The 23,006-nt window shown below is 69.3% G+C and carries 20 protein-coding genes and 1 pseudogene; 9 read left to right on the top strand and 12 right to left on the bottom strand.

Features of this window, described 5'->3' with window-relative positions; genetic code table 11:
* Window positions 1–28: 28 nt before the first annotated feature.
* Complete coding sequence (locus tag AC1HIL_RS38270) at window positions 29–1,015, top strand: tripartite tricarboxylate transporter substrate binding protein (protein ID WP_479668568.1); 987 nt, start codon at window positions 29–31, stop codon at window positions 1,013–1,015.
* Between the two features lie 317 nt (window positions 1,016–1,332).
* A complete protein-coding gene (locus AC1HIL_RS38265; RefSeq protein ID WP_479668569.1) occupies window positions 1,333–2,766 on the top strand; it encodes a hypothetical protein in 1,434 nt (477 codons plus the stop codon).
* A 47-nt stretch (window positions 2,767–2,813) separates the two neighbouring features.
* Here the strand turns inward: AC1HIL_RS38265 and AC1HIL_RS38260 are convergent.
* Window positions 2,814–2,952, bottom strand: a pseudogene (locus AC1HIL_RS38260) (PepSY domain-containing protein); the annotation flags it as partial.
* A 217-nt stretch (window positions 2,953–3,169) separates the two neighbouring features.
* Between AC1HIL_RS38260 and AC1HIL_RS38255 the strand changes: the two are divergent.
* The 7 genes from AC1HIL_RS38255 to AC1HIL_RS38225 all read left to right on the top strand — a co-directional run bounded on the left by AC1HIL_RS38255 (window position 3,170) and on the right by AC1HIL_RS38225 (window position 11,029).
* Window positions 3,170–4,402 carry an MFS transporter gene (locus AC1HIL_RS38255; protein ID WP_479668570.1) on the top strand — a complete coding sequence of 411 codons (1,233 nt, stop codon included), beginning with the start codon at window positions 3,170–3,172 and terminating at the stop codon, window positions 4,400–4,402.
* A gap of 203 nt (window positions 4,403–4,605) precedes the next feature.
* Window positions 4,606–5,253, top strand: a complete 648-nt coding sequence (locus AC1HIL_RS38250; RefSeq protein ID WP_479668571.1) for a GspH/FimT family pseudopilin — start codon at window positions 4,606–4,608, stop codon at window positions 5,251–5,253.
* A complete protein-coding gene (pilV, locus tag AC1HIL_RS38245) occupies window positions 5,250–5,819 on the top strand; it encodes a type IV pilus modification protein PilV (RefSeq protein WP_413764806.1) in 570 nt (189 codons plus the stop codon). Before AC1HIL_RS38250 ends, pilV begins: the two co-directional genes overlap by 4 nt.
* Window positions 5,819–6,598, top strand: coding sequence for a PilW family protein (locus tag AC1HIL_RS38240; protein WP_479668572.1), 780 nt, complete (start codon window positions 5,819–5,821; stop codon window positions 6,596–6,598). Before pilV ends, AC1HIL_RS38240 begins: the two co-directional genes overlap by 1 nt.
* On the top strand, window positions 6,595–7,212 hold the full coding sequence (locus tag AC1HIL_RS38235) for a pilus assembly PilX family protein (RefSeq protein WP_479668573.1): 618 nt from the start codon (window positions 6,595–6,597) through the stop codon (window positions 7,210–7,212). Before AC1HIL_RS38240 ends, AC1HIL_RS38235 begins: the two co-directional genes overlap by 4 nt.
* Window positions 7,209–10,544, top strand: coding sequence for a pilus assembly protein (locus AC1HIL_RS38230; protein WP_479668574.1), 3,336 nt, complete (start codon window positions 7,209–7,211; stop codon window positions 10,542–10,544). Before AC1HIL_RS38235 ends, AC1HIL_RS38230 begins: the two co-directional genes overlap by 4 nt.
* 32 nt (window positions 10,545–10,576) lie before the next feature.
* Window positions 10,577–11,029 (top strand): type IV pilin protein, encoded by a 453-nt coding sequence (locus tag AC1HIL_RS38225; RefSeq protein WP_479668575.1) that lies wholly within the window; start codon window positions 10,577–10,579, stop codon window positions 11,027–11,029.
* A gap of 69 nt (window positions 11,030–11,098) precedes the next feature.
* Here the strand turns inward: AC1HIL_RS38225 and AC1HIL_RS38220 are convergent, their stop codons facing one another.
* From AC1HIL_RS38220 to AC1HIL_RS38170, 11 genes are all read right to left on the bottom strand, one after another.
* Window positions 11,099–12,763 carry an amidase gene (locus tag AC1HIL_RS38220; RefSeq protein ID WP_479668576.1) on the bottom strand — a complete coding sequence of 555 codons (1,665 nt, stop codon included), beginning with the start codon at window positions 12,761–12,763 and terminating at the stop codon, window positions 11,099–11,101.
* A complete protein-coding gene (locus tag AC1HIL_RS38215; RefSeq protein ID WP_296731569.1) occupies window positions 12,763–13,386 on the bottom strand; it encodes an ANTAR domain-containing response regulator in 624 nt (207 codons plus the stop codon). The genes AC1HIL_RS38220 and AC1HIL_RS38215 overlap by 1 nt, the downstream gene beginning before the upstream one ends.
* On the bottom strand, window positions 13,386–14,504 hold the full coding sequence (locus tag AC1HIL_RS38210; protein WP_296787004.1) for a transporter substrate-binding domain-containing protein: 1,119 nt from the start codon (window positions 14,502–14,504) through the stop codon (window positions 13,386–13,388). The genes AC1HIL_RS38215 and AC1HIL_RS38210 overlap by 1 nt, the downstream gene beginning before the upstream one ends.
* On the bottom strand, window positions 14,494–15,930 hold the full coding sequence (locus tag AC1HIL_RS38205) for an amidase (protein ID WP_479668577.1): 1,437 nt from the start codon (window positions 15,928–15,930) through the stop codon (window positions 14,494–14,496). The genes AC1HIL_RS38210 and AC1HIL_RS38205 overlap by 11 nt, the downstream gene beginning before the upstream one ends.
* A complete protein-coding gene (locus AC1HIL_RS38200; protein WP_479668578.1) occupies window positions 15,917–16,132 on the bottom strand; it encodes a hypothetical protein in 216 nt (71 codons plus the stop codon). Before AC1HIL_RS38200 ends, AC1HIL_RS38205 begins: the two co-directional genes overlap by 14 nt.
* A 2-nt stretch (window positions 16,133–16,134) precedes the next feature.
* Entirely contained in the window at window positions 16,135–17,145 is a 1,011-nt protein-coding gene (locus AC1HIL_RS38195) for an alpha/beta fold hydrolase (RefSeq protein WP_057591003.1), read from the bottom strand.
* A gap of 43 nt (window positions 17,146–17,188) precedes the next feature.
* A complete protein-coding gene (locus AC1HIL_RS38190; RefSeq protein ID WP_057591004.1) occupies window positions 17,189–17,884 on the bottom strand; it encodes an ABC transporter ATP-binding protein in 696 nt (231 codons plus the stop codon).
* Window positions 17,868–19,721 carry an ABC transporter permease subunit gene (locus tag AC1HIL_RS38185; protein WP_479668579.1) on the bottom strand — a complete coding sequence of 618 codons (1,854 nt, stop codon included), beginning with the start codon at window positions 19,719–19,721 and terminating at the stop codon, window positions 17,868–17,870. The genes AC1HIL_RS38190 and AC1HIL_RS38185 overlap by 17 nt, the downstream gene beginning before the upstream one ends.
* A 13-nt stretch (window positions 19,722–19,734) precedes the next feature.
* Window positions 19,735–20,601, bottom strand: a complete 867-nt coding sequence (locus AC1HIL_RS38180; protein ID WP_057591005.1) for a branched-chain amino acid ABC transporter permease — start codon at window positions 20,599–20,601, stop codon at window positions 19,735–19,737.
* A 12-nt stretch (window positions 20,602–20,613) separates the two neighbouring features.
* Entirely contained in the window at window positions 20,614–21,861 is a 1,248-nt protein-coding gene (locus AC1HIL_RS38175) for an urea ABC transporter substrate-binding protein (protein ID WP_296731588.1), read from the bottom strand.
* Window positions 21,862–22,164: 303 nt separating this feature from the next.
* On the bottom strand, window positions 22,165–22,938 hold the full coding sequence (locus AC1HIL_RS38170) for an SDR family NAD(P)-dependent oxidoreductase (protein WP_479668580.1): 774 nt from the start codon (window positions 22,936–22,938) through the stop codon (window positions 22,165–22,167).
* Between the last annotated feature and the right edge of the window lie 68 nt (window positions 22,939–23,006).

Raw genomic sequence — 23,006 nt, 5'->3', positions numbered from 1 at the left:
TGCATCGACCCACGCTGAGGAGTTCCCCATGCCCGTCTCTCGTTCCCGGCGCCTCGCGCTCCAGCGCCTGGGCCTCGCGGCCCTGGCCGCCACCACGGGCCGCGCGGCCTTCGCGCAGGCCGCCTGGCCCGCCAAGCCGATCAAGCTCGTCGTGCCGTTCTCGGCCGGCGTGTCGCCCGACGTGGTGGCGCGCATCCTCAGCGAGCCGCTGGGCCAGGCGCTCGGGCAGCCGATCGTCATCGACAACCGCGCCGGCGCGGCCGGCATCATCGGCGCCGAGGTCGCGGCGCGCAGTCCCGGCGATGGCTACACCCTCTTCATGACCGTCAACTCGATCATGGGGATCAACCCCAACGTCTACGCCAAGCTGCCCTACGACACCTTCCGCGACTTCGCGCCCGTGACGCAGGTCGCGCTGGTGCCCTACGTGCTGATCACCGGCCCGGGCCAGCCCGATGCCAGCCTGCGCGACCTGCTGGCGCGCGCCAAGGCGAAGCCGGGCTCGATCGACTACGGCTCGCTCGGCGTGGGCTCGGGCCCGCACGTGGTGATGGAGATGATGAACAACATGGCCGGCGTGCAGATGGTGCATGTGCCCTACAAGGGCAGCCCGCTGGCCGACGTGATGGCCGGCCAGATGCCGATCGCCTTCGAGCCCGCGACCACGGCGATCCCGCTGGTGCGCAGCGGCAAGCTCCGCGCGCTCGCGGTGACGAGCCCCAGGCGCAGCGCGCTGCTGCCCGAGGTGCCGGCCGTGGCCGAGCTGCTGCCCGGCTACGACGGCGACGGCTGGCAGGGCTTCTACGTGCCGGCCGCCACGCCCCAACCCATCGTCGCGCGCTACAACCAGGAGCTGGTGAAGATCCTGCGCAACCCCGAGGTGCAGCGCAAGCTCACCGAGCTGGGGCTGGTGCCGGTGGGCAATTCGGTCGAGCAGTTCGGCGCGATCTCGCGCAGCGAGTTCGAGAAGTGGGGGCGCATTGCGAAGGCGAACCGGATACGCATCGACGGTTAGCGTCCGCTGCGGCGCTCGCAATCCGAGTACGTCCGTGTTGTCAAGCCACCAACGAAGGAGTCTTTGGTCATGCCAGCGACTTCTTCTGGAAGTTCGTCAGTCGGTCGCAACACAGTGGCGCGAAGAACAGCGAACGCGGTCTTATGATCACTTCTCCATTAACGAGGAGGAGAGAGATCATGGGCCCAGTTTGGGAGGGGTTGTCGCGCCTGCGCGGCGCTGCGATCTGCACCGCAGTTGCGGTTGTCGTCACTGCATGTGGCGGTGGTGGGGGCGGGGGCGGAGGCGGTGGGGGCTTTCCGATAGGACCTGGGTCCGTGGCACCGCCGTCGCAACCGCCGGCGCCCGGTGGAACCGACACGCCAACCCCCACGTCGCCACTGAAGCTGGAGATCAAGATCAACGGGCAAGGGCCGAATGCCGTGACTCAGGGCCAGACCCTCGTCTTGACGGCCGGCGACGCGGTCGAAATCTCCGCGGACCAGGACGTGACATGGAGCGGCGTCAGCAATACGAGCCCCACCGTCGACACGACGGTGGGTACGGTGACTGTCGCCGATCTGCAGACTTCGCCGAGGAAGTGGTCGGGACAGATCGTCAGCGCCACCAACGACTCGGGCTCCTACACGATCACCGCGAAAGCGGCCGGTGCATCGGCGTCGAGCAAGATCGACCTCCAGCTGCGGATCACTCCGCAGGACCGCCGCAATGGCGACTACCAGGTGTTTGCGACCAACGGTGCGCAGCAGACGCTGAAGCTGGACTTCAACCGCAAGACCTACAAGATGACCGATGCGGCCGGGGTCGCGGAGTCAGGCGCGATCGGCGCGGACGCGACCTCGAGCGACACCTTCGTTTTCTCCAACGCTCGCACCGGCGGCTCGACCAACAACGCACGCTTCCGGGTGTCCTTGGTCTCCGACCACATCGTCGTGGGCGGGTATCCGTTCGCGATGCCGGGCGGAACGACCGCCGTGCGTCCTTTCGTCGCATCGCGCGCACCGATCAAGTCGGCCACGGATCTCGATGGCAGTTTCAACGGCTTCGGAACCAGCATGGCTGGAACGACCGCCGACTCTTCGATCAACAGCCTCAGGATTTCCAGCCAGGGCACCAAGCTCGAGGTCTGCACGGATGACGTGATCTACAGCGTGGACAGCTGCCCGCCCGCCTCCCTCAAGACCTACTCGGTGTCCAAGGGCGCGACCGACGGTGCGTGGCATGCCGTCAATAACGCCGATCCCGGAGACGCCCACAACTTCAGCGTGGTGAAGTTCGACAACGACAGGGCCTATCTGGAAGCCGAGAAGCCGTCGGCCAACGCGTTCCGATTCCGCATCGGTCTCAACATCAGCAGCAGCCTGCCGACGTCCGTGATCACCGCCTACGGCGCGGCCACGGATGGTTCGTGGGGAAGCTCGGTGACGAAGCCGGTGAGCCGGGTGCTGATCGACTACACGCTCGCACGTCAGAGTTCGGCGGGCCCGGGCCTTCCCACCGGCGACGTGGTGCGTGGCTACGCCCGCAACGCCATCGGCCTCGACGGTGCAGCGTTGGAAACGACAGCCTTTGTCGGACAGTTCTACGCCCTCGCGCCAGTGCCGGTGCTTCCCTTCGCGCTGGGCCTCAACTACGCGCTGACCACCCCCACGAGCTACTTCATGGCGTACAGCCCGCAGCTCTTCGCCCGGGTCGGACCGCGCGTTCCGGGTGCCGCGGGTTATCTGGAAATCGGGTTGATCGAGCGCTGATCGCTCGTACGAGGCAGGCCTTGCGGCAAGGCGATCAGCTCGCCGCAAGCGCCTCGTTACCCACAGGTACACCCCGCTGGCCAGCACCACGATCGTGACCAGATCGAGCGCCCCCAAGATCAGCTTCAACGGCAGCCCGCCGTAGTCCCCGAAGTGCAGCGACCTCGACACCTCGAGCGCGCGCAGACGCGAGACGAGCGTCGCCGGAACAAGGACGGGAGCCTCAAGCGCCGCACCACGCAAGGCGGCACGCCCCAGCAGCGCCGATAGGGCCGCAGGCTTCGCCCAGGCAAGCCGGATCCGCTTCGGCGATTGACGCCGCCAATCGCGCCATGTTTGTTACTCCCCCCACCGCGCGCACGGGGGTAACCTGAGGCCTCGTTGAACCCCTCGAGGACGCACCATGACTTCCTGGCCCGATGCACTGCGCACCCACTACCGCTGGATCATCGTGGCCGCGGGCGGCGCCCTCGGCTGCGTGGCGATCGGCGGGCTGTTCTCGCTGCCGGTGTTCCTGCGGCCGATCGCGCAGGACACCGGCTGGTCGAGCACCGGCATCTCCACCGCGATGACGCTCGCCTTCGTGGCGCTGGCGCTCGGCAGCATCGCCTGGGGTTCCCTCAGCGACCGCGTGGGCCCGCGCCTCGTGGTGCTGGCGGGCGCCGTGCTGCTCGCCCTCGGGCTCGCACTGGCCAGCCTCGCGACATCGCTGCTCGCCTTCCAGCTGCTGTTCGGCGTGGTCGTCGGCATCGGCGCGGCGGCGATCTTCGCGCCGATGATGGCCTGCGTGACCGGCTGGTTCGACACGCATCGCAGCCTGGCGGTGTCGCTGGTGTCGGCCGGCATGGGCGTGGCGCCGATGACCATGTCGCCGCTGGCCGCATGGCTGGTCCAGACGCACGACTGGCGCGGCGCGCTGCAGCTCATCGCGGCACTGGCGGCGGTCACCATGATTCCGCTGGCCCTGCTGGTGCGTCGTCCGCCCGCGTTGCAGCAAGCCGCCTCCGCCGCGGCACCGGAGGCCTCGCGCGAATCGTCGCTGTCCGTCGCGCAGGCGCTGCGCTCGCCCCCCTTCCTGATCCTGGTGCTGACCAGCTTCCTGAGTTGCGCCACCCACTCGGGGCCGATCTTCCACACCGTGAGCTATGCGGTCACCTGCGGCATTCCGTTGATGGCGGCCGTGTCGATCTACAGCATGGAAGGGCTCGCGGGCCTCGGCGGCCGGCTCGTTTTCGGGCTGCTGGGCGATCGCTTCGGCGCGGCGCGCGTGCTGGTGCTGGCGCTGCTGGCCCAGGCGATCGTGGTGCTGGGCTACGTGTTCGCGCGGCAGCTGGGCAGCTTCTACACGGTGGCCGCGCTGTTCGGATTCACCTACGCGGGCGTGATGCCGCTGTTCGCGGTGATCGCGCGCGACAACTTCCCGCTGCGCATGATGGGAACGGTGATCGGGAGCACCACGATGGCCAGCAGCCTCGGCATGGCGCTGGGCCCCGTGCTGGGCGGGCTGATCTACGACACGTACTCGAGCTACGCGTGGCTCTTCATCGGCGCGTTCGCGTTGGGCATCGGGGCCTTCCTGGCGGCGTTCGCGTTCACGCGGCTGCCGCGGCAGCGAGCGATCGCCGCGGCCGCTTGAACGGCGTCAGGCCGGCCTCCCGAACCCCGATCGCGATCAGGCCGAGCGCGCCTCGGAGGCCAAAACATTGCGATGGCTTCATCGGCAATTGGATACATAACATTAACAAATAGACCTCCGTCCCGGCGACACAGGCGCAATTCGGTTCCATTGCTCGACAATCGCAACACGGCATTACCGACGTTACTTGTTGACAGGTCCGGGTGCATGCCGTCCCTGAACTTCGACGTGAACGAGGGACTCGCTTGTTTCTCCGCGCCCGGCTTTCGAAGCCCCTTTGCACCGATCGCCCCAGTGGCAATGGCCCCCGCAAGAGCGGCGGAGTGACGCTCATCGAATTGATGACGGTTCTTGTCGTGCTGGGGATCCTGGCGTCGATGGCGGCGCCATCGCTTCTCGACATGTTGCAGCGCAATCGCGTGGCGACACGAATCAATGCATTTGTCGGCGATCTGCAATTCGCCCGCTCCGAAGCAATTCGACAAGGCATTCCAGTGACGGTCTGTGCGTCGTCCGACGGCAGGTCGTGCATCGGCCGCGCCACCTGGAACACGGGATGGATCATCTTCGCGGATCCGGACAGCAACGGGACACGGGACGAGGACGGAACCGCCGAGCAGGTACTGCGCGTGCAGGCTGCCTGGAAGGGCAGCGACAGCTTCACCGCGAGCACGGGCATTGGCGCCATCACGTATGGCAGGGATGGTCTGGCGATCGGATTGCCGGCCAGCGCGAGTGCGCTCCTCACGCTGCGCACCTCGCCGGTCAACGATTCCGCGACCCGCTGCGTGCAGATCAACTTCGCCGGGCACCAGAAGGTTCTCCGTGCGAACGAAGGCGGTTGCGCATGAGGGCCGTGGAAGCGGCCCGCGGCCGAGGCGCGCAGGCCGGCTTCACGCTGCTGGAGGTGCTGATCTCGATCCTCCTGGTGTCGATCGGAATCTTCGGATTCGCGAAGATGCAGGCACTGGCGCTGTCCGATACCCACGTCGCATCCTCGCGGTCGGTGGTGGCGCTGCAGGCGGCCAGCCTGGCCGGCACCTTGCAAGGCAACCGTGCCTACTGGGCGAGTGCCAGCGCCCCCGCGAGCGTGACGATCAAGGGAAGCTCGATCGCGAACGGCACCGGCACGGCCCCCGCCACGGCGGCGAGTTGCGATGCGGACCGGGCACCGCCGGCGCCGCAGTGCACGGCAGCCCAGCTGGCCTTGTCCGATCTGCAGCAATGGGCCATCCACATGAACGACCTGTTGCCAAGCTACGAGGCCACGGTGGGTTGCAGCCCCGGCGGCGAGCCGGTGACCTGCACCATCACGGTGAAGTGGGTCGAGAAGTACGTGGCCTCGACGAAGGCTTCCGTCTCCGACAGCACCGCCACCGGCGGAACGCGTTCGTACACCCTCCACGTCAAGCCCTGATGAACCGTGCGTCCGCGACTCGCCGCACCTCTCCCGCTTCCCTGCCGACGCGGCAGACCGGCATCGGCCTCGTCGAGCTGATGGTCGCCATCGTGATCGCGTTGTTCCTGGTACTGGCCGTGGCGAGCATCTACCTGAACGTGCGGGCGACTTCCGCCGCCCAGGACAACCTGGCGCAACTGCAGGACAGCGAGCGGCTCGCGCTGACCCTGATCACGACCACCCTGCAGTCGGCCGGCTACTTCGTCGATCCCACCAAGGACACCGCCGCGACTGCCTTGCCGGCAACCACGGTCTCGCGCGAGGACGGCGGCAGCAACGCCTTCGAGGCCGGCCAGCCGGTGGTCGGTACCGGGGACGGAAAAGGACGGGGATCGAATGGCGACACCATCGCCGTGCAATACCAGACCGCCCGCAACGACGGCCTGATGAATTGCCTGGGCGGCACCAATACGACCCAGGAGACCGCCGTGTTCTCGAACTATTTCGCCGTCAATGCGAACAGCGAATTGACCTGCACCGTGGGCAACGGCAGCCCCCAGGTATTGAGCGGCAACATCGACAGGATGAGCGTGGCCTACGGAACGGACACCGACGGCGATGGTGCCCTCGATACCTATCTGCCCGCGTCGGCGGTCCAGGCCGCCGGCCTCTGGGGCGGCGTCCACACGGTCCGGGTGTCGGTCTGGTTCCTCGACACGACCAAGTCGTTGCCGGGCAAGCCCGTGCCGCTGGCCTTCCCGGTCGTGCAGACCATCGACCTGATGAACAGATCATGATCCGGCCACCCCGGTCCTCGACGACCCGCCCCCGAACCCGCGCCTCGCGCTCGCGGCGCCAGCACGCGGGCGTGGTGATGGTGACCTGCCTGTTCATCCTTCTCGTCATCACCCTGCTGGCTGTCGCGATGTACCGCAGCACGGGGCTCCACGAGAAGATCGCGGGCAACACCCTCGAGAAGGAGCGGTCGTTCCATGCGGCCGAAAGCGCCGTCCGGTACGGCGAATGGTGGCTCGCGCAGGATCTTCGGGGAGCCGGCGGTGCGTGCGAAGGCATCGTCGACGGCAACACCGCCAGCAACATGCGCGTCTGCACGGCCGCGCTCGCGACACCGGCCGCGGTCCCGTGGGCGAACCGGGTCAGCTATGCGCCGCCGAAGCTGGTCGTGAAACCCGGCGGCGGCCTGATCGCCGGCAGCGCGGGTGTCGCGGGCGACGTGAACTACGCCGGGGGTCCGGGCCTGTACATCCAGTACCTCGGCCTCGGGCCCGACCCCAGGCAATCGATCTACCGCGTGACCGGCGCCGCATATGGCGGCGTCGCCTCGACCATCAGCGTGGTGCAGAGCACCTATGCGATATCGGCCCGGACACTCGACCTGGGAGGGCTATGAAGACATTCGGGTTCACGTCCATCGAGCGCGCGGTCCGTCCGGCCATGCTGCTGGCGGGCGCCGCCTTCATCCACGCGGCACAGGCGCAACTCGTCATCAGCGACACGTTGAGCGGGACCTCTTCCTCGTACGACTGGATCAGCCTCAACGGTGCCTGTCTCACCGCGGGCAACCAGGATCCCGGCGGCGCCACGAAGATTCCCGGTTGCAAGAACCTCAAGGACAAAGGCGTCTACTACAAGAGCAACACGCTGGTCGGCGGCAAGGACGGCGCCATGCCGGACAGCATGGGCAACGGCGCGCTTCGCCTGACCAACGGCGACACGACCAGCGGCTCGAACGGCGACTACCAATCCGGCGCCGTCGTCTCCAACTTCACCTTTCCGGTCAGCCAGGGCCTGGACGTCACCTTCAAGACCGTGACGTACGGCGGCGACAACCTGAACAACCACGGTGCAGACGGCATCAGCTTCTTTCTGGCCGACGGCGCGCTTCCGCCCAGCATCGGCGGCCTGGGGGGCAGCCTGGGCTACAGCTGCTCCAACGGGAATCCGCAATACGACGGCGTGCGCGGCGGCTACATCGGGATCGGCATCGACGAGTACGGAAACTTCTCCAATTCGGGCGACAACACCAACACCGGGCCCGGCTTCGGCGCGGGGCGCATCACCGTTCGGGGCGCCGGCAGCACGAACTTCGCCGATCTCTCCACGAACGCCACGACCAAGGCCTCCTATCCCACCAGCCTCAGCGCCAGCCAGCGGGAATCCGCCGTCAAGACGACCTGCCAGACTGGAACGATCCGGAACACGAGCACCAAGCTGACCTACAACTATCCGTACCTGACACACAAGGATGTCGGCGAGGTGATCGCCAACCAGCAAGCCACGAGCGTGCCCAAGCGCAGCAGCGCCAGGCCGATCACCTACTCCCTGCGAATCACGCAGGACGGCTTCCTCAGTTTCCTCTACAGCATCAACGGCGGCGTTTCGCAGACGGTTTTCGACAAGTACAAGATCACCGACAACAACGGTCCGCTTCCCGCCAGCTTCCGGTTCGGCTTCAGTGCGGGCACGGGACTGGGCAGCAATGTCCACGAGATCATGTGCTTCAAGGCGGCACAGATCGGGACGTCCGCCAGTTCGGTGGGATTGAATGCCCAGCAATCCGCCAAGGTGCAGGTCGGATCGCAGGTCTACCTGGCCTACTACAACCCGCAGAACTGGTGGGGCCAGCTCGCGGCCAGGAACCTGGTGCTCGATCCGTCGACCGACATCGTGTCGATCAACCCCGTGGCCAACTGGGACGCCAGCTGCGTCCTCACGGGCGGTGCATGCGGTGCCACGAACAAGACCAGCGGCGATGCGCAGGCCTCGGCGAACCGCGGCCTGCTGAGCTGGAACGGCAGCACCGGTATCGCGCTGCAATGGGGCAGCCTCTCCGCCACGCAGAAGTCCGCGCTGGATGCATCGGCGGCGAGCGCGACCAGTTCGACGCGACTGAACTATCTGCGCGGGGTGCGCAGCGACGAGATCCAGACACCGACCACGGGCAAGTTCAGGAAACGCACCGGGGTGCTGGGCGACATCGTCAACGCGAGCCCGGCCTGGGTCGGACCGCCCAGCTCGCCCTACGAAGGCCGGTGGCAGGACAGGCTCTATCCGAGCGCGCAGCCGCCGGAAGGCACGAGCTACGCCGCGTTCTCGGCAGGGAATGCCGCGCGGACCAACGTGGTCTACGCCGGCGCCAACGACGGCTTCATGCACGCTTTCCGCGCCGGCGCCTACAAGGCGGATGGCTCCTTCGACAAGGATGCCGCCAACGACGGGCGCGAACTGCTCGCCTACATGCCGGCCCGGGTCGTCGAGACCATCTATTCGGCCGGCACGCCCGCGCTGGATTTCTCGTCGACACAGTACGCGCACAACGCCTATGTCGATGCCACACCGGGCACGGGCGACCTCTACTACCAGGGCGCATGGCATACGTGGCTGGTGGGCGGCCTGGGCGCGGGCGGCAACGCCGCCGGCGTGATCGGCGACAAGACGAGCATCGCCACCGGCACGCTCTTCGCGCTGGAGATCACCGATCCGGGCAACTTCGCCGAAGCCAACGCGGCCGGCATCGTGCTGGGCGAGTGGAACTCGGCCAACCTGAACTGCACCGGCGACTCGATCGCATCGATGTGCCGGGACAGCCTGGGCAGCATCTACGGAACGCCGATCATCCGTCGGTTGCACGACGGACACTGGGCCGTGATCTTCGGCAACGGTCTCAACAGCAAGTCCGGCAAGGCGGGCATCTACGTGATGACCGTCGACCAGAACACCGGCGGCAAGAGCTTCCGCTTCCTGCCCACCAGCGCGGGAGCGGCACTCGCAGGCACGGCCGTGACCATGCGAAACGGCATCGTGCAGCTGACCTCCGCCGACCTGGACGGCGATCACGTCACGGACTATGTCTATGCCGGCGACGCGCGAGGCAATCTCTGGCGCTTCGATCTGACGAGCAACGATCCGGCCCGCTGGGCGGCGGGAGATTCCGCGCTGTTCACCACCCCGTCGGGCCAACCCATCACCACGCGCCCCACGGTGATCGCCAGCTCGGACGGCAACGACCTCGATCGCATCGTCGTGAGTTTCGGCACGGGACAGATCCTTCCACAGACCTTGACCGCGGCGGCGGTTCCCGAACCCGCGGGCCAGTCGATCTACGGCGTCTGGGATTGGGACATGGGCACATGGAATGCCAAGTCCTCCCGGCGCTATGTCTCGCTCGCAGCGCCTCAACGATTCACCGACGCGGACCTGACGGCACAGACGATGTCCGATGTCGCCTACGCCAATGGCGACATCTTCGGCGCGCGCACCGTGACCCGGAACGCTGTGTGCTGGAAAGGCCGCCCGGCCTGCGGCTCCGGCAATGCCAGGTTCGGATGGAAGCTCGCGCTCACGGGGGCGAAGGAACAGATCGTCTACAACCCCATCTTCGTCGACGGCCTGTTCGTCGTGAACACCACGATCCCGGCCACGACGCAGGTGCTGTCGTGCGAACAGCAACCCGCATCCGGCTACACCATGGCCATCTCGCCGGACACGGGCGGTGCACCGTCGAGCTCCTACTTCAAGAGCGCGACCACCGGTGCGAATGTCGCCGCCGACGCGGTGATCGCGGGCATCGGCCTGAGCGGCGTGGGTTCACCGGGGACCGTGACCGGCGAGAAGAAGAAGTTCCTGGTCACGCAGAACCGGGACGGCGATGGCTCGACGGTTCAGGTGGACCCCCAGGGCAATGTGAAGGGCAAGCGCCTGACCTGGATCAAGCTGCGCTGACCATGAAAGCCATGACTCGACAGGCCCCATGCATGCCGCTCGTCCGCGGGCAACGCAGGCCGCGGGGCTTCACGCTGATCGAACTGATGATCATCGTCGCGATCGTCGCGATCCTGGCCGCCATCGCCTTTCCTTCCTACAGCGCCTATGTCCGGAAGGCGCGGCGCGTCGATGCCAAGAATGCCGTCCTCGACCTGGCCAGCCGCGAGGAGAAGTTTTTCAGCATCAACAACAGATACACGGCCCAGGCCTCCGACCTGGGCTACGCCGCGCTGCCGTCGAGCGTGAATTCGGGTGGATCGAGCTACTACGACCTGAGCGTCAGCGTCGCGAGCGGCGCGACAGGCTTCGTCGCGCAGGCAACGCCCAAAGGCGGCCAGCGCGACGATACCGCCTGCTACAGCTTCAGGCTCGATCAACTCGGCGTTCAATCCAACGTGGGGAGCGATGGCACCACGGTGCTGGCCGATCCCGGTTGCTGGTAGGAGCAAAGGCCGCGCGGTCGCATCGGGCAAGGCCTGTGCAACGCCTCATCGACGGCCGCCTCCCAGGTCTCAGGGCGCACCCGCGCGCGATCTGTAGAGCCCGGCGTGCGCCATCGTGTATTCCGCCAGCGGCCCCAGCCTCGCCTGCGCCACGTCGAATTGCGCCGGCGGCTTGACGTAGGCGTGAACGATCCTTTGCGGCCCACCGGCATCGCCAACGCCTTCGACGACGATCGGGACACGCCGATAGCCATCCACCTCGCCGACCCGCTCGAGCAGGTCCATGGCCGCCAGCGCCGCGTCGTCGACCTCGAACAATTGGCCGGCGATTCGCTCCCCTTCGCCGGGCTGGAAAACCAGCCATGGCGAGAAGCGTTCGCCCATCAGGTACAGCGGATAGCGCTCCTGCGTGACGAAGTCGCCGGGGATGCGGCGGCCGCGGTTGGTGGCGAAGTTGGGGTAACCCTCTTTCAGGGTGCCGAAGACAAAAACGATGTTTGGCATGGAGGATGCGCCTTCAGCCAAATGTAGACCAAGCCTCGCCGCCTTGTTCCCATCGTCGGATGCGATCCGCCCAGCCAACGCCAGCAGATCCCGATCCCTCCCCCGCCCCCCGATCAACCCCAGCCCCACGGGCAGCCCGTCGACCGTCCCCAGCGGCAGGCTGACCTGCGGCAAGCCGCACAGCCCCGCGATGCAGGTATGGGCCAGCACGCGCATGCGGGTCTGCGCATCGGGCTGCGCCGAAGCGCCCAGCAGCGGCGCCACGTCGGGCGCGGTCGGCAGGCACAGCACGCCGTCGTGCGCGAGCAGGTCGTCGATCCTCGCGCGCAGCGCGTCGGCCTCGCGCCGCGCGGCCTCGATCTCCCGGGCCGTGACCTGCGACGCGGCGCGCAGCCGCGCCGCGATCTCGGGTGCCATCGACGGCCGCGTGCGCTCGAACCATTCGCCATGCGTGCGCCAGACCTCGGCGCTCTGCAGCACGCGGTAGGCCTGTGCCGCAGCGGCCAGCGACAGGCCTTGCGCGGGCGCATCGAAGGCCAGGCCCAGCGATGCCAGACGGTCCAACGCAGGACGCAGCGCGGCGGCCACGCCCGGCACGGCATCGTCGAAGGCATCGGCCATCGGCACGATGCGCCGCAATGGTCGTATCTCGCCCGGCGGCAGCAGCACCGCGCCCACGCGCTCGAGCACCGCCGCGGTCACGGCGAACCAGCCCACCGTGTCGAAGGCCGGCGCCAGCGGCGTCACGCCACGCGCATCGATCGCGCCATGCGTGGGCCGCAGTCCGTACAGACCGCAGTAGCTGGCCGGGATGCGCACCGAGCCCGAGGTGTCGGTGCCCAGCGCGAAGTCGACGCAGCCAGCGGCCACGGCGGAAGCCGAGCCGCTCGACGAACCGCCGGGCACGCGGCCGGGCGCGCGCGGGTTCAGCGGCGTGCCGTAGTGCAGGTTTTCGCCCGCGAGCGAGAACGCGAGTTCGTCGCTGAGCGTTCGGCCTTGCAACCGCGCGCCGGCCTCGAGCAGGCGCGCGACCGCAGGTGCATCGGCCGTGGCCGGCGCATGCGTGCGCAGCCAGTCGGGATTGCCCGAGCGCGTAACGTGGCCCGCGAGGTCGAACACCTCCTTGGCGGCGAAGCCGAGGCCGCTCAACGGGCCACCGCCGCAAGGATCGCGCGCAAACGAAGGATCGAGCCCGAAGCGTTCCGGACTCTCGAAGGGAGCGCGGGCCATCACTCGGCCCGGTCCGGCGCGCCGCGATCGGGCGGCAAACCGTAGATCGCTTCCGCATGCACGATCGACTCGGCCATCGACGACACCGGCAACTGCTTGCGCATGGCCTCGCGCCGGATGATGGCGTAGGCCTCGTCCTCCGAGATGCCCTGGCGCGTGGCGAGGATCTTCATCGCGCGCTCGACGATGCGGCGCGTGCGCAGGGTCTCGTCGAGCTTGGCGATGCGGTTGAGCAGCCGCTCTTCGTAGCGGAACAGCATGCGCGCGACGTACAGCGTGGCGAGCACGCCGAAGGGACGGATCGGCTTGGGCAGCACGCCGTGCACGTTGGCGGCCGCGGCGGCCTCGAGCACGGCCGGGTTCTCGTAGGCCAGCAGCGCGATCAGCACCGCGTGCGAGGAACCGGCCAGCCAGGGATGCGCGGCGTCGCGCTCCGACTGGATGCTGAAGAACACGGCCTCGGTGCCCTCGGGCAGGTGGTTCGGCTCGGGCCACAGCGCGGTGACGCGGCAGCCGAAGCGGCGCAGCTGCTCGCACAGCACGCGGGCGTCCTCGTCGTCGGGATGGATGACGGCGACCCGGATGTCACGCAGGGAGCGCAGCTGGATCGGATCGGGCGTCATCAGAGGATCTTCCGTTCGTAGGCGACGAGGTAGGGATCGGGGCGGACGATGGACGCATCCTCCCACAGCAGGTCGAAACCGCCATCCTCGCGCGAGCGCCCGATACGGGCCTTGAGCGCGGTGTGGTTGGTGTCGGCGTCGATCTCGACCTCGCCCTGGGCCGAAGCATGGCGCGTGCCACCGAGGCTGCGCACGATGCGGTCGGGGTCGGGCGCGCCCTCGCGCGGCACCGCGCGCGCGAACAGGTGCACCTGCAGGTAGCCGGCCTCGGCATACATGTTGGGCCGGCGGCCGGCGCCGTAACGCTTCTCGTAGAGCGCGGTGAAGCGCGCGCTGGCCGGGCTCTCGATGCCCGCGAAGTAGGGCGCGACCGTGAGGTGGCCCGCGCGCGCGGCCGGGCTCAATGCCGCGATCTCGGCCTCGCTCGCGGTGAGGCTCGCGATCGGATGCCCGGCCGAGGTGGCGCCGATGGCGTGGCAGGCCGCATAGAGCCGCGCGGTGTCGGCGCCCACCACGGTGCTGAGCACCACGTCGGGCCGCGCGGCGGCGATGCGTTCGGCCACCTCGGCGAAGGCGCTGTCGGGCGCGCCCATGGGCAGGTAGGTCTCGCCCGCCACGCTGCCCGCGCTCTCGAGCAGAAACTCCTTCGCGATGCGCGAGATCTCGCGCGCGAACACGTACTCGGAACCGACCAGGAAGAAGCGCCGTCCGTGATGCGCGAACAGGTACTTGATCAGCGGCACGATGGTCTGCGCGGGCGTGGGCCCGGTGTAGATCACGTTGGGCGAATACTCGAAGCCCTCGTACACCGAGGGATAGAACAGCACCGCACCGTGGCGCTCGACCACCGGCAGCACGGCCTTGCGGCTGGCCGACGAGCAGCAGCCGAAGATCACCGGCACCTGGTGGTGCAGCACCATGCGGCGCGCGATGTCGCGATAGCTCGCGGGATCGGGGCCCGGGTCCTCGATGATCGGCACGATGGGCCGGCCCGCCACGCCGCCGCCCGAGTTGATCTCGTCGATGGCGACCAGCGTGCCGCTCAGCAGCGCCTGCTCGGTCACGGCCATGTTGCCGGTCTGGGCGAACAGCACGCCCACGCCGATCTCATCGGACATGCGCGCCCTCCTCCTGACCCGTGGCCATCGCATGGCCGGGCCGCATGGCATGCCAGGCGGTGTCGTCCTGGAAGGCCGCGGCCAGGCCGAGCAGCGCGAACTCGCCGCCGGGATGGCCGATCAGCGTGAGGCCCACCGGCAGGCTCGTGTCGCCGAAGCCGCAAGGCAGGCTCACCGCCGGCAGGCCGGTGAAGTTGGCGAGGCAGGGCATGGCGGTCATGGCGTCCTGGACGGTGGTCGTGCGGCCGGCGAATTCGATGCGCGATTCTGCCAAGGGCGGCGCGGTCACGGGCAGCGTCGGCAGCACGAGCGCGTCGAGCCCCGCCAGGTCGCGCGCGAACGCGGCGCAGAAGGCGCCGCGGAACTGCTGCGCCGCGAGGTAGTCGACGGCCGACACGCTCTCGCCCGCATGCAGCAGCGCGCGCACGTCGGGTGCGTAGCGCTGCGCCCGATCGTGCATCAGCGGACGGTGGAAAGTGCTGGCCTCGGCGTACATGATGGCCTTCCAGGCCGCGAACACCGCCGCCATGCCGCGCACCGCCACGGGCACGAGATCGCTGCCGCGCTGGCCGAAGACCTCGAGCGCCGCCTCGAAGGCCCGGCCCACGTCGGGCGCGGTCTCGAAGCCATCGCCCGCCAGCATGCCGATGCGCAGCCGGGCGCGGCCGCGCGCCTCGCGGAACTGCGCGGCATGGCGCGACGAATCGCTGGCCGAGCCTGGCAGCATCGCGTCGAGCCCCAGCCACAGGTCCTCGGCGCTGCGCGCCATCGGCCCGGCGGCATCGAAGCTCCAGGCCAGCGGCAGCACGCCCTCGCCTTCGACGCGGCCGGTGCCCGGCTTGATGCCCGAGATGCCGCAGGCCGCGGCGGGAATGCGGATCGAGCCGCCGGTGTCGGTGCCGATGGCCAGCGGCAGCAGCCCGTCGGCCACGCAGGCGGCCGAGCCGCCGCTGGAGCCGCCGGTGATCGCGCGCGGATCCCAGGGGTTGCGCGTGGCGCCATGGTGCGATCCCTTGTTGGTCGCGCCGTAGGCCCACTCGTGCATGTTGGTCTTGGCCACCACGATGGCGCCGGCCCGGCGCAGCCGCGCGACCAGCGGCGCCTCGCCCTGCAGCGGCGCGTCGGCCAGCACGGCCGAGGCCGCGCTGCTGCCGAGGCCGGCGGTCAGCACGTTGTCCTTCACCGCGATCGGCACGCCGTGCAGCGGCCCCAGGGGCAGGCCGCGCGCCAGCGCGAGGTCGGCCTCGCGCGCCTGCGCCAGCGCGCCTTCGCGATCGACGGCCACGAAGGCGTTGGTGCGCGCGGCGCGGCGTTCGATGTCGGCCAGCCGGCGTTCGGCGAGCTGGACCGCGCCGAGCTCGCCGCGGCGGATCAGCGCGGCCAATTGCGCCACGCCCGCGCCGTCGATGGTCTCAGCGATGGACATGATCGGTCTCCGTCGACGGTGGAACGAGCGCGAACCAGGCACGCCCGGGCATCTCGCGCAGGCCCGTGCGCAGGTCCTCGAGGATCGCCGCGACCTCGTCGCACAGCGCGGGGTCGAGCGCCGCGAGGCCCGCGGCGCGGCGATGCGCGGCCACGCTGTCGGCGTTCCAGGCTGCGGCGGGCTGGGTGGGAACGGTTGCCATGGTCATGCCGCCAGCAGTTCGCGCAGCGCGTTGTCGATGAACGCGTTGTCGGGTTCGTGCAGGCCCTTGCCCGCCAGGTGGCCCCAGTCGGAAGGCAGCACGCGCAGCTCGGCATTGGGCATGTGTGCGACCTCGAAGGCCGAATCCTCGGGCGGGAAGTAGAGATCGCTCGACGAGGGCATGACGATGGCGCGCGCCTTGATCGCCGACAGCGCCGCGACAAAGTCGCCCCGGTAGACCGGGTTGTCCGCGATGTCGCCGTGCTGCCCGGTCCACAGCGACGCGACCAGGTTGTTGGCATCCTTCGACAGCAGCCAGCCTTCCCAGAACTCGATCAGGAAGTCCTCGAGCGAGGCGAAGCCCAGCGCCTCGATGTCGAGCCGGTCGCGCAGGAACTTCTGCGAGAAGCCCCAGCCCGCGTACACCCGGCCGGCGGCGCGCAGGCCGCGCTCGGGCTGGCGTTCGTAGAAGCCCTCGCGCCATTCGGCGTCGGCCTGCAACGCGGCCTTCACGCCCGCGAAGAAGACCTGGAAGTGGCGCGACGCGCGCGCCGCGCCCTGGAACGGCAGCAGCCGCTGCACCATGTCCGGGTACAGCGCGGCCCAGTGGAACGCATGCACCGCGCCCAGCGACCAGCCCGTGACCAGCCGCAGGGTGTCGATGCCCAGGTGCTCGGTCACCAGCCGGTGCTGCTGCACCACGTTGTCGTAGACGGTCACATTGGGGAAGCGGCCGCGGTCGTTGGGCGCGGGCTGGTTGCTCGGCGAGCTCGAGACGCCGTTGCCGAAGGAGTTCGGCACGACGATGAAGTACTCCGACGGATCGAGCGCCTTGCCGGGCCCGATCAGCCATTCGTTGTCGGCGTGCGTGCTCGCGAACCAGGTCGGGTAGACGATGGCGTTGTCGCGCTTCGCATTGAGCTTGCCGTAGGTCTTGTAGGCCAGCTTCGCGTTGCGCAGCATGCGGCCCGATTGCAGGGCGATGTCGCCCGCCTCGAAAATCTCGTGGTCCATGGTGTTCGTTCCTCTCTTTGGATGTGTGCGTGGATGTGGGGGCTCAGACGCCGAGCAGTTCTTGCAACAGCGCGCGGTCGCCCTCGAGCTCGGCCTTGCGCGTCTCGCGCACGATGCGGCCCTGGTCCATGACGTAGGCGCGCTCGGCGATCGAGAGGCAGAAGTTCAGGTCCTGCTCGGCGACCAGCACCGACAGGCCGTCGCGGCGCAGCCGCAGCAGCACCTCGGCGATCTCGTCGACGATCGAGGGCTGCACGCCCTCGGTCGGCTCGTCGAGCAGCAGCAGCTTCGGCCGCGTGGCCAGCGCGCGCGCCATCGCGAGGATCTGCTGCTGGCCTCCGCTGAGCCGGCCCGCGAGGTCGTTGGCCTTGGGCACCAGCGCCGGGAAGTCGGCGAAGGCGCGCGCGATCGCCTCGGCGCGCGGATGGCCGCAGGCCACGGCAGCCAGCGCGATGTTCTCGCTGACCGACAGCCGCGGGAACACGAAGCGCCCCTGCGGCACGTAGCCCAGGCCGCAGCGTGCGCGGTCGTCGGTTCGTTCGGGCAGCGGCCGGCCGTCGAGCCGCGCGTTGCCGCCCATGGGCGTGGCCTGGCCGACCAGCAGGCGCATCAGCGTGGACTTGCCCACGCCGTTGCGGCCCAGCAGCGCGACGATCTCGCCGCGCCCCACGCTCAGGCTGGCGCGCTCGACGATCGATGTCTTGCCGTAGCCGCCGCCGATCTCAATGGCTTCGAACATGCTGCTGTCTCCCGAGATAGATGTCCAGGATGCGTTCGTCCTGGCGCAGGGTGTCGAGGTCGCCCTGGGCGAAGACCTCGCCGCGGTGCAGGACGGTCACTTCGGCGTCGAGCGTGCGCACGAAGGCCATGTCGTGCTCGACCACGACCACGGCCGCCGTTTCGGCCAGCACGCGCACCAGCTGCGAGAGTTCGCGGCGCTCGTCGCCGGTCATGCCCGCGGCCGGCTCGTCGAGCAGCACCACCGAAGGCTGCAGGCACAGCACCATGCCGAGGTCCAGCCATTGCTGCTCGCCATGCGAGAGGTCGGCCGCGTCGCGCTCGGCCAGCGCCTCGAGGCCGAGCGCGCGCAGCGTGCGTTCGCTGAGCCGGTCGGCCACCGCGGCATCGCGGTCGCGGCTGTAGGCGGCGATCCAGAGGTTGATGCGCACGCTCAGTTCGCCGAACACCTGTGCCACCTGCATCTTGATGCCCACGCCGGCCTGCACGCGGCGGTACGGCATCCAGCGCGTGACGGGTCGCCCGTCGAGCACGATCTCGCCCGCGTCGAGCAGGTGCGTGCCCGTGAGGCAGCGCAGCAGCGAGCTCTTGCCCGCGCCGTTCGGCCCGATCAGACAGCGCACGCGGCCCGGCGCGAAGCGCTGGGTGACGCGGTTGACGGGCACCACGCCGCCGAAGCGCTTGACTCCGTCGCGGATCTCGAGCACCGGCGCCGGCACGGCCGCGCCCTCGCGCAGGCCGCGCACCAGGTCCACGTCCATCGCGGTCTTGGCTTGTCGCGCCTTGCCCTGCGCGCCCTCCGGCCCTCGCAGCGCCCGCAGCCGCCCGAGGCCGCCGAGCAGCCCGCCGCGCAGGAACAGCACGAGCAGGATCAGCGCCACGCCCATGATCAGCGTGGTCTGCCCGCCGACCACGCCGCCGCCCAGCCAGTACGACAGGCCGCCGACCGCCACCGCGCCCACAAAGGGGCCGGCCAGCGTGCCGAGCCCGCCCACCAGCACGTAGATCGGCACCAGCAGCGCCTGCTGCGCGCTGAACAGCGAGGGGTTGAGGTAGTTGGCCCAGGCACCGTAGAGCGCACCGGCCAGGCCCGCGATGCCGCCGGCCAGCGTGAACACCACGAGCTGGCAGCGCCGCACGTCGTAGCCCAGCAGCTCGGTCTTGGGGCCGTCGAGGCGCACGCAGTCGACCACCGTGCCGAAGGGCGAGCGCAGCAGCGCGCGCACGCCCAGCAGCACCAGCGCCGAGACCGCCAGCACGCAGGCGAAGGTGCCCTGCGGCCCGAGCCCCTGCGCATCGGCCCCGAAGCCCAGCACGATGCCCGGGATGTTCGACAGGCCGTTGTCGCCGCCCACCACCGCGTCGCCGAAGCGCGCCGAGAACGAGATGCTGCCGGTCCACAGCAGCAGGGTGACGGTGTAGGTCAGGATGGTGGCCTGCAGCGCGCCGAGGCGGCCGTGGAACAGCAGCCAGCCGACCGCGCCGGCGGCCGCCGCGCCCACGATCGCGCCGACCGGCAGCGACCACACCAGCGTGTTGCCGGTGACGCTCGCGAGGTTGATCGCCGCCACGCTGCCGGCGTAGCCGCCGAGGCCGAAGAAGGCCGTCTGCCCGAGGCTCAGCATGCCGCCGCGGCCCCACACCATGTCCAGGCTCAGGCCCAGCAGGCCGAAGATCAGCCAGGAGCTCGCGAGGTAGGCGAGGTACTCGTCGACGAAGAAGGCGCCGGCGCCCAGCACCACGGTGCCGGCGACGGTGGCCAGCCACCAGGGTGCCGCACGGCGCGCCGCGGTGCGGGTTGCGGTCGCGGGCGCCGCCAGGGTTCTGCTCATGTTCATGCGTGGCCTCCGTTCAGAGCTTCAGGCGCCAGCGCTCGGAGATGCCCTGCGGCCAAGCGCGCAGGGCCACGAGCGTGATCACGAAGAACACCACGTCGCCCGCGACGGTGGACCAGACGCTGGCCACCGCGCTCGCGGCCGAGCCCAGGATGCCGCCCGCGGCGATGGTGCCCGCGAGCGTGACCGGGCCCGCGACCACCACCGCCAGGAAGGCCTTGATGCCGAAGGCGAAGCCCATGCTGGGCGTGGCCGGCACGGCCGGCACCAGGATCGCGCCGGCCAGGCCCGCGAGACCGCAGCCCAGGGCGAAGGTGAGGTTGTTGATGCGCACCGTGCGCACGCCCATCGCGGCCGCGGTGGCCGGGTCCTGGATCGCGGCGCGCGCCATCAGGCCGTAGTTCGTGCGCGTGAGCAGCGCATACACGGCCGCGATCAGCACCGCCGCCACCACGATCAGGAACAGCAGGTAGCTCGAGATCGTGTAGTCGCCGATGCGCACGTTCGACGCCGGCATGCCGATGCCGGGCGTGACCGTGCCGAACAGCAGCACCGCGCTCTGGTAGAGCGCGAGGCTCAGGCCCCACATGGCCAGCAGCGTGTCGAAGGGCCGGCCGTGCAGGCGCCGCACGATCAGCCATTCGACCAGCGCGCCGAAGGCCGCGGCCGCCAGCGCGGCCAGCGCCACCGCGAGCGGAAACGGCACGCCGGCACGCACCGCGGTCAGCGCCGCGTAGGCGCCGAACATGATGAATTCGCCATGCGCGAGGTTCACCACGCCCATCAGCCCGAACACCACGGCCAGGCCGAGCGTCGCGATCAGCAGCACCGAGCCGCTGGCGACCGACGAGAGCACGCCGGTCAGCAATTGATCCCATGCCATCGGGGGCCTCGCTCAGTTCGACGCGCCGGGCGTGAAGTGCTGCGCCGTCTGCGGCCTGGCGACCAGGTCGCAGACCTGGTCCTCGAACTTCGGCGCCACCGAGGCATAGGTCTCGACGATGTCGAAGCTCTGCGTCTTCGTGCCCACGCCGATGTAGATGTTCTGGCGCACGTGGTGCGACTTCGGCTGCATCGACACAGGGCCGGCCGGCGAGTCGAAGGCCACGCCCTCGCCCTCCTCGAAGGCCTGGATCACCTTCGCGGGCTCGGCCGACTTCGCCTTGTTCGCGGCCTTGGCCCACAGGTGCACCGCGTTGTAGACATCGACCGCGACCGCGGTCACCGGCTCCTTGTTGCCGTAGGCCTTCTCCCAGGAGGCCTTGAAGGCCTTGTTGCGCGGCGTGTCGAGCCAGGCGAAGTATTCGAGCGCCGCCACGATGCCCTCGCCGGCCTGCGGCGACACCACCACCTGCTGGTTGCCGCCGCCGTAGTTGGTCGACACCACGCCCACGCGGCTCTTCAGGCCCGCGGCCGCCATCTGCTCGAGGAAGCCGGTCTGGTTCGCGCCCACCGGCAGCGCGACCACGAAGTCGGGTTTGGCCTGCTGGATCTTGTTGATGGTGGGCGAGTAGTCGGTCAGCGTGAGCGGCAGGAAGTCGGCACCGACCACCTCGCCACCGAACTCCTTCGCGTAGAGCTTGACCCACTGCGCCGAGATGGTGCCGAAGTTGTAGTCGGGCGCCATGATGTAGACCTTGGGCCCGTACTTCTTGATCGCCCACTTCACGAGCACGCTGAGCTGCTGCGAGGCCGTGGCGCCGGTCACGAAGGTCTGCCGGTCGCAGGCGCCGCCCTCGTAGAGCGAGGAATAGAAGTAGGGGATCTTCGAGCGCCGCACGATCGGGCGGATCGCCTCGCGGCTCGAGCTCGTGAGGCCCGCGAACAGCGCCTGCACCTTGTCCTTGAGGATCAGCGTGGTCGTGTACTGCGTGTACTTGGCGTCCTCCGACTGCGCGTCGGCCTCGGCCACCTCGACCCTGGCGCCGGCCACGCCGCCCGCCGCGTTGATCTCGTCGACCGCGAGCCGCAGCGCCCGGCTCTGCTGGATGCCGTAGATGTTGAGGCCGCCGGTCTTGTCGAAGATGGCGCCGATGCGCACGGGCTCGCCGGCGGCGAAGGCGTGGGTGCCGAAGGCGGCGAGGCCCGCGACGAGGAAGAGTCCGGCAAGCCGCGCGAAGGGACGCGAAGAAGGGATATGCATGGTGGCTGTCTCCTGGGGGTGTCTGGGTGGATCGACGTGCCCGGGACGCCATGCCGATGCATGCGCCGGCACGCGCGCATGGCCAAGCCATGCGAAGCGCGCGCAGGCGCGTCGGCAATGCGGTGCGACCGCGGACACGAGGGGGACGGCAGAACTGCCGAGGGGAGAACCAGCGAAGCTGCCGGTTGCGCCGCGAGGGCGCCGAGGAAATCCGGCAAAGCTGCCGGAGAAGGGAACGGCGGCGAGGTTAACGCAGCGCGAACGCGGGTGTCAACGGGATGACACCCGATCTTGCGCTTCGGATCAGATCCGGCCCGCGGTCACGCCGCCGTCGACCGGCAGCACCGTGCCCGTGATCCAGGCCGCCTGGTCCGAAGCCAGGAACAGGATCGCCTGCGCCACGTCGGCCGGCTGGCCATTGCGGCCCAGCGGATGGAAGGCGTTGAAGCCCGGCAGCGTCTCGCGCACCTGCGCCTCGCTCATGAAGGTGTTGTAGACCGGCGTCTCGACCACCGCGGGTGCCACCGTGTTGATGCGGATCTTCAGCGGCGCCAGTTCGATCGCGAGGTTGCGCGTCAGCGCGTGCACGCCCGCATTGGCCGCCGAGTAGGCGGCCGACGGCGTGGCGCCGATGGCCTGGATCGCCCACAGCGAACCGGTCTGCACGATGGCGCCGCCGCCGCGTTCGCGCATCGCGCGTGCCGCGGCCTGCGCCATGAAGAACTTGCCCTTGAGGATGGTGTCGAGGAAGGCGTCGTACTCGGCGGCCTCGACCTCGAGGAAGGGCTTGGGGCTGAAGATGCCGGCGTTGTTGACCAGGATGTCGACGCCGCCGAAGGCGCGGGTGGCTTCGTCGACGAGGCGCTGCGCGGTGGCCGGGTCGGCGATGTCGCCGGCCACCGCGCGCACGCGCTCGCCGCCGACATCGATCGCGGCCGCGGCACGCGCGAGCTTGTCGGCGTCGCGCCCGCCGATCACCACGCGCGCACCTTGTGCCACGAGCTGGCGGGCCACCTCCTGGCCGATGCCGGAGCCGCCGCCGGTGACGATGGCGACCTTGGAAGAAAAACTGTTCATGAAAGTCCTTGCTGGATGGATGGAATGAGCGCAGTCTTCCTCGCCGAGGGTCCGCGGGCAAATGAGAA

It is taken from the genome of Variovorax sp. ISS6, assembly GCF_056523145.1.
Note: the sequence above shows the minus strand (reverse complement) of the source record. Positions and strands in the feature narration are given on the sequence as shown.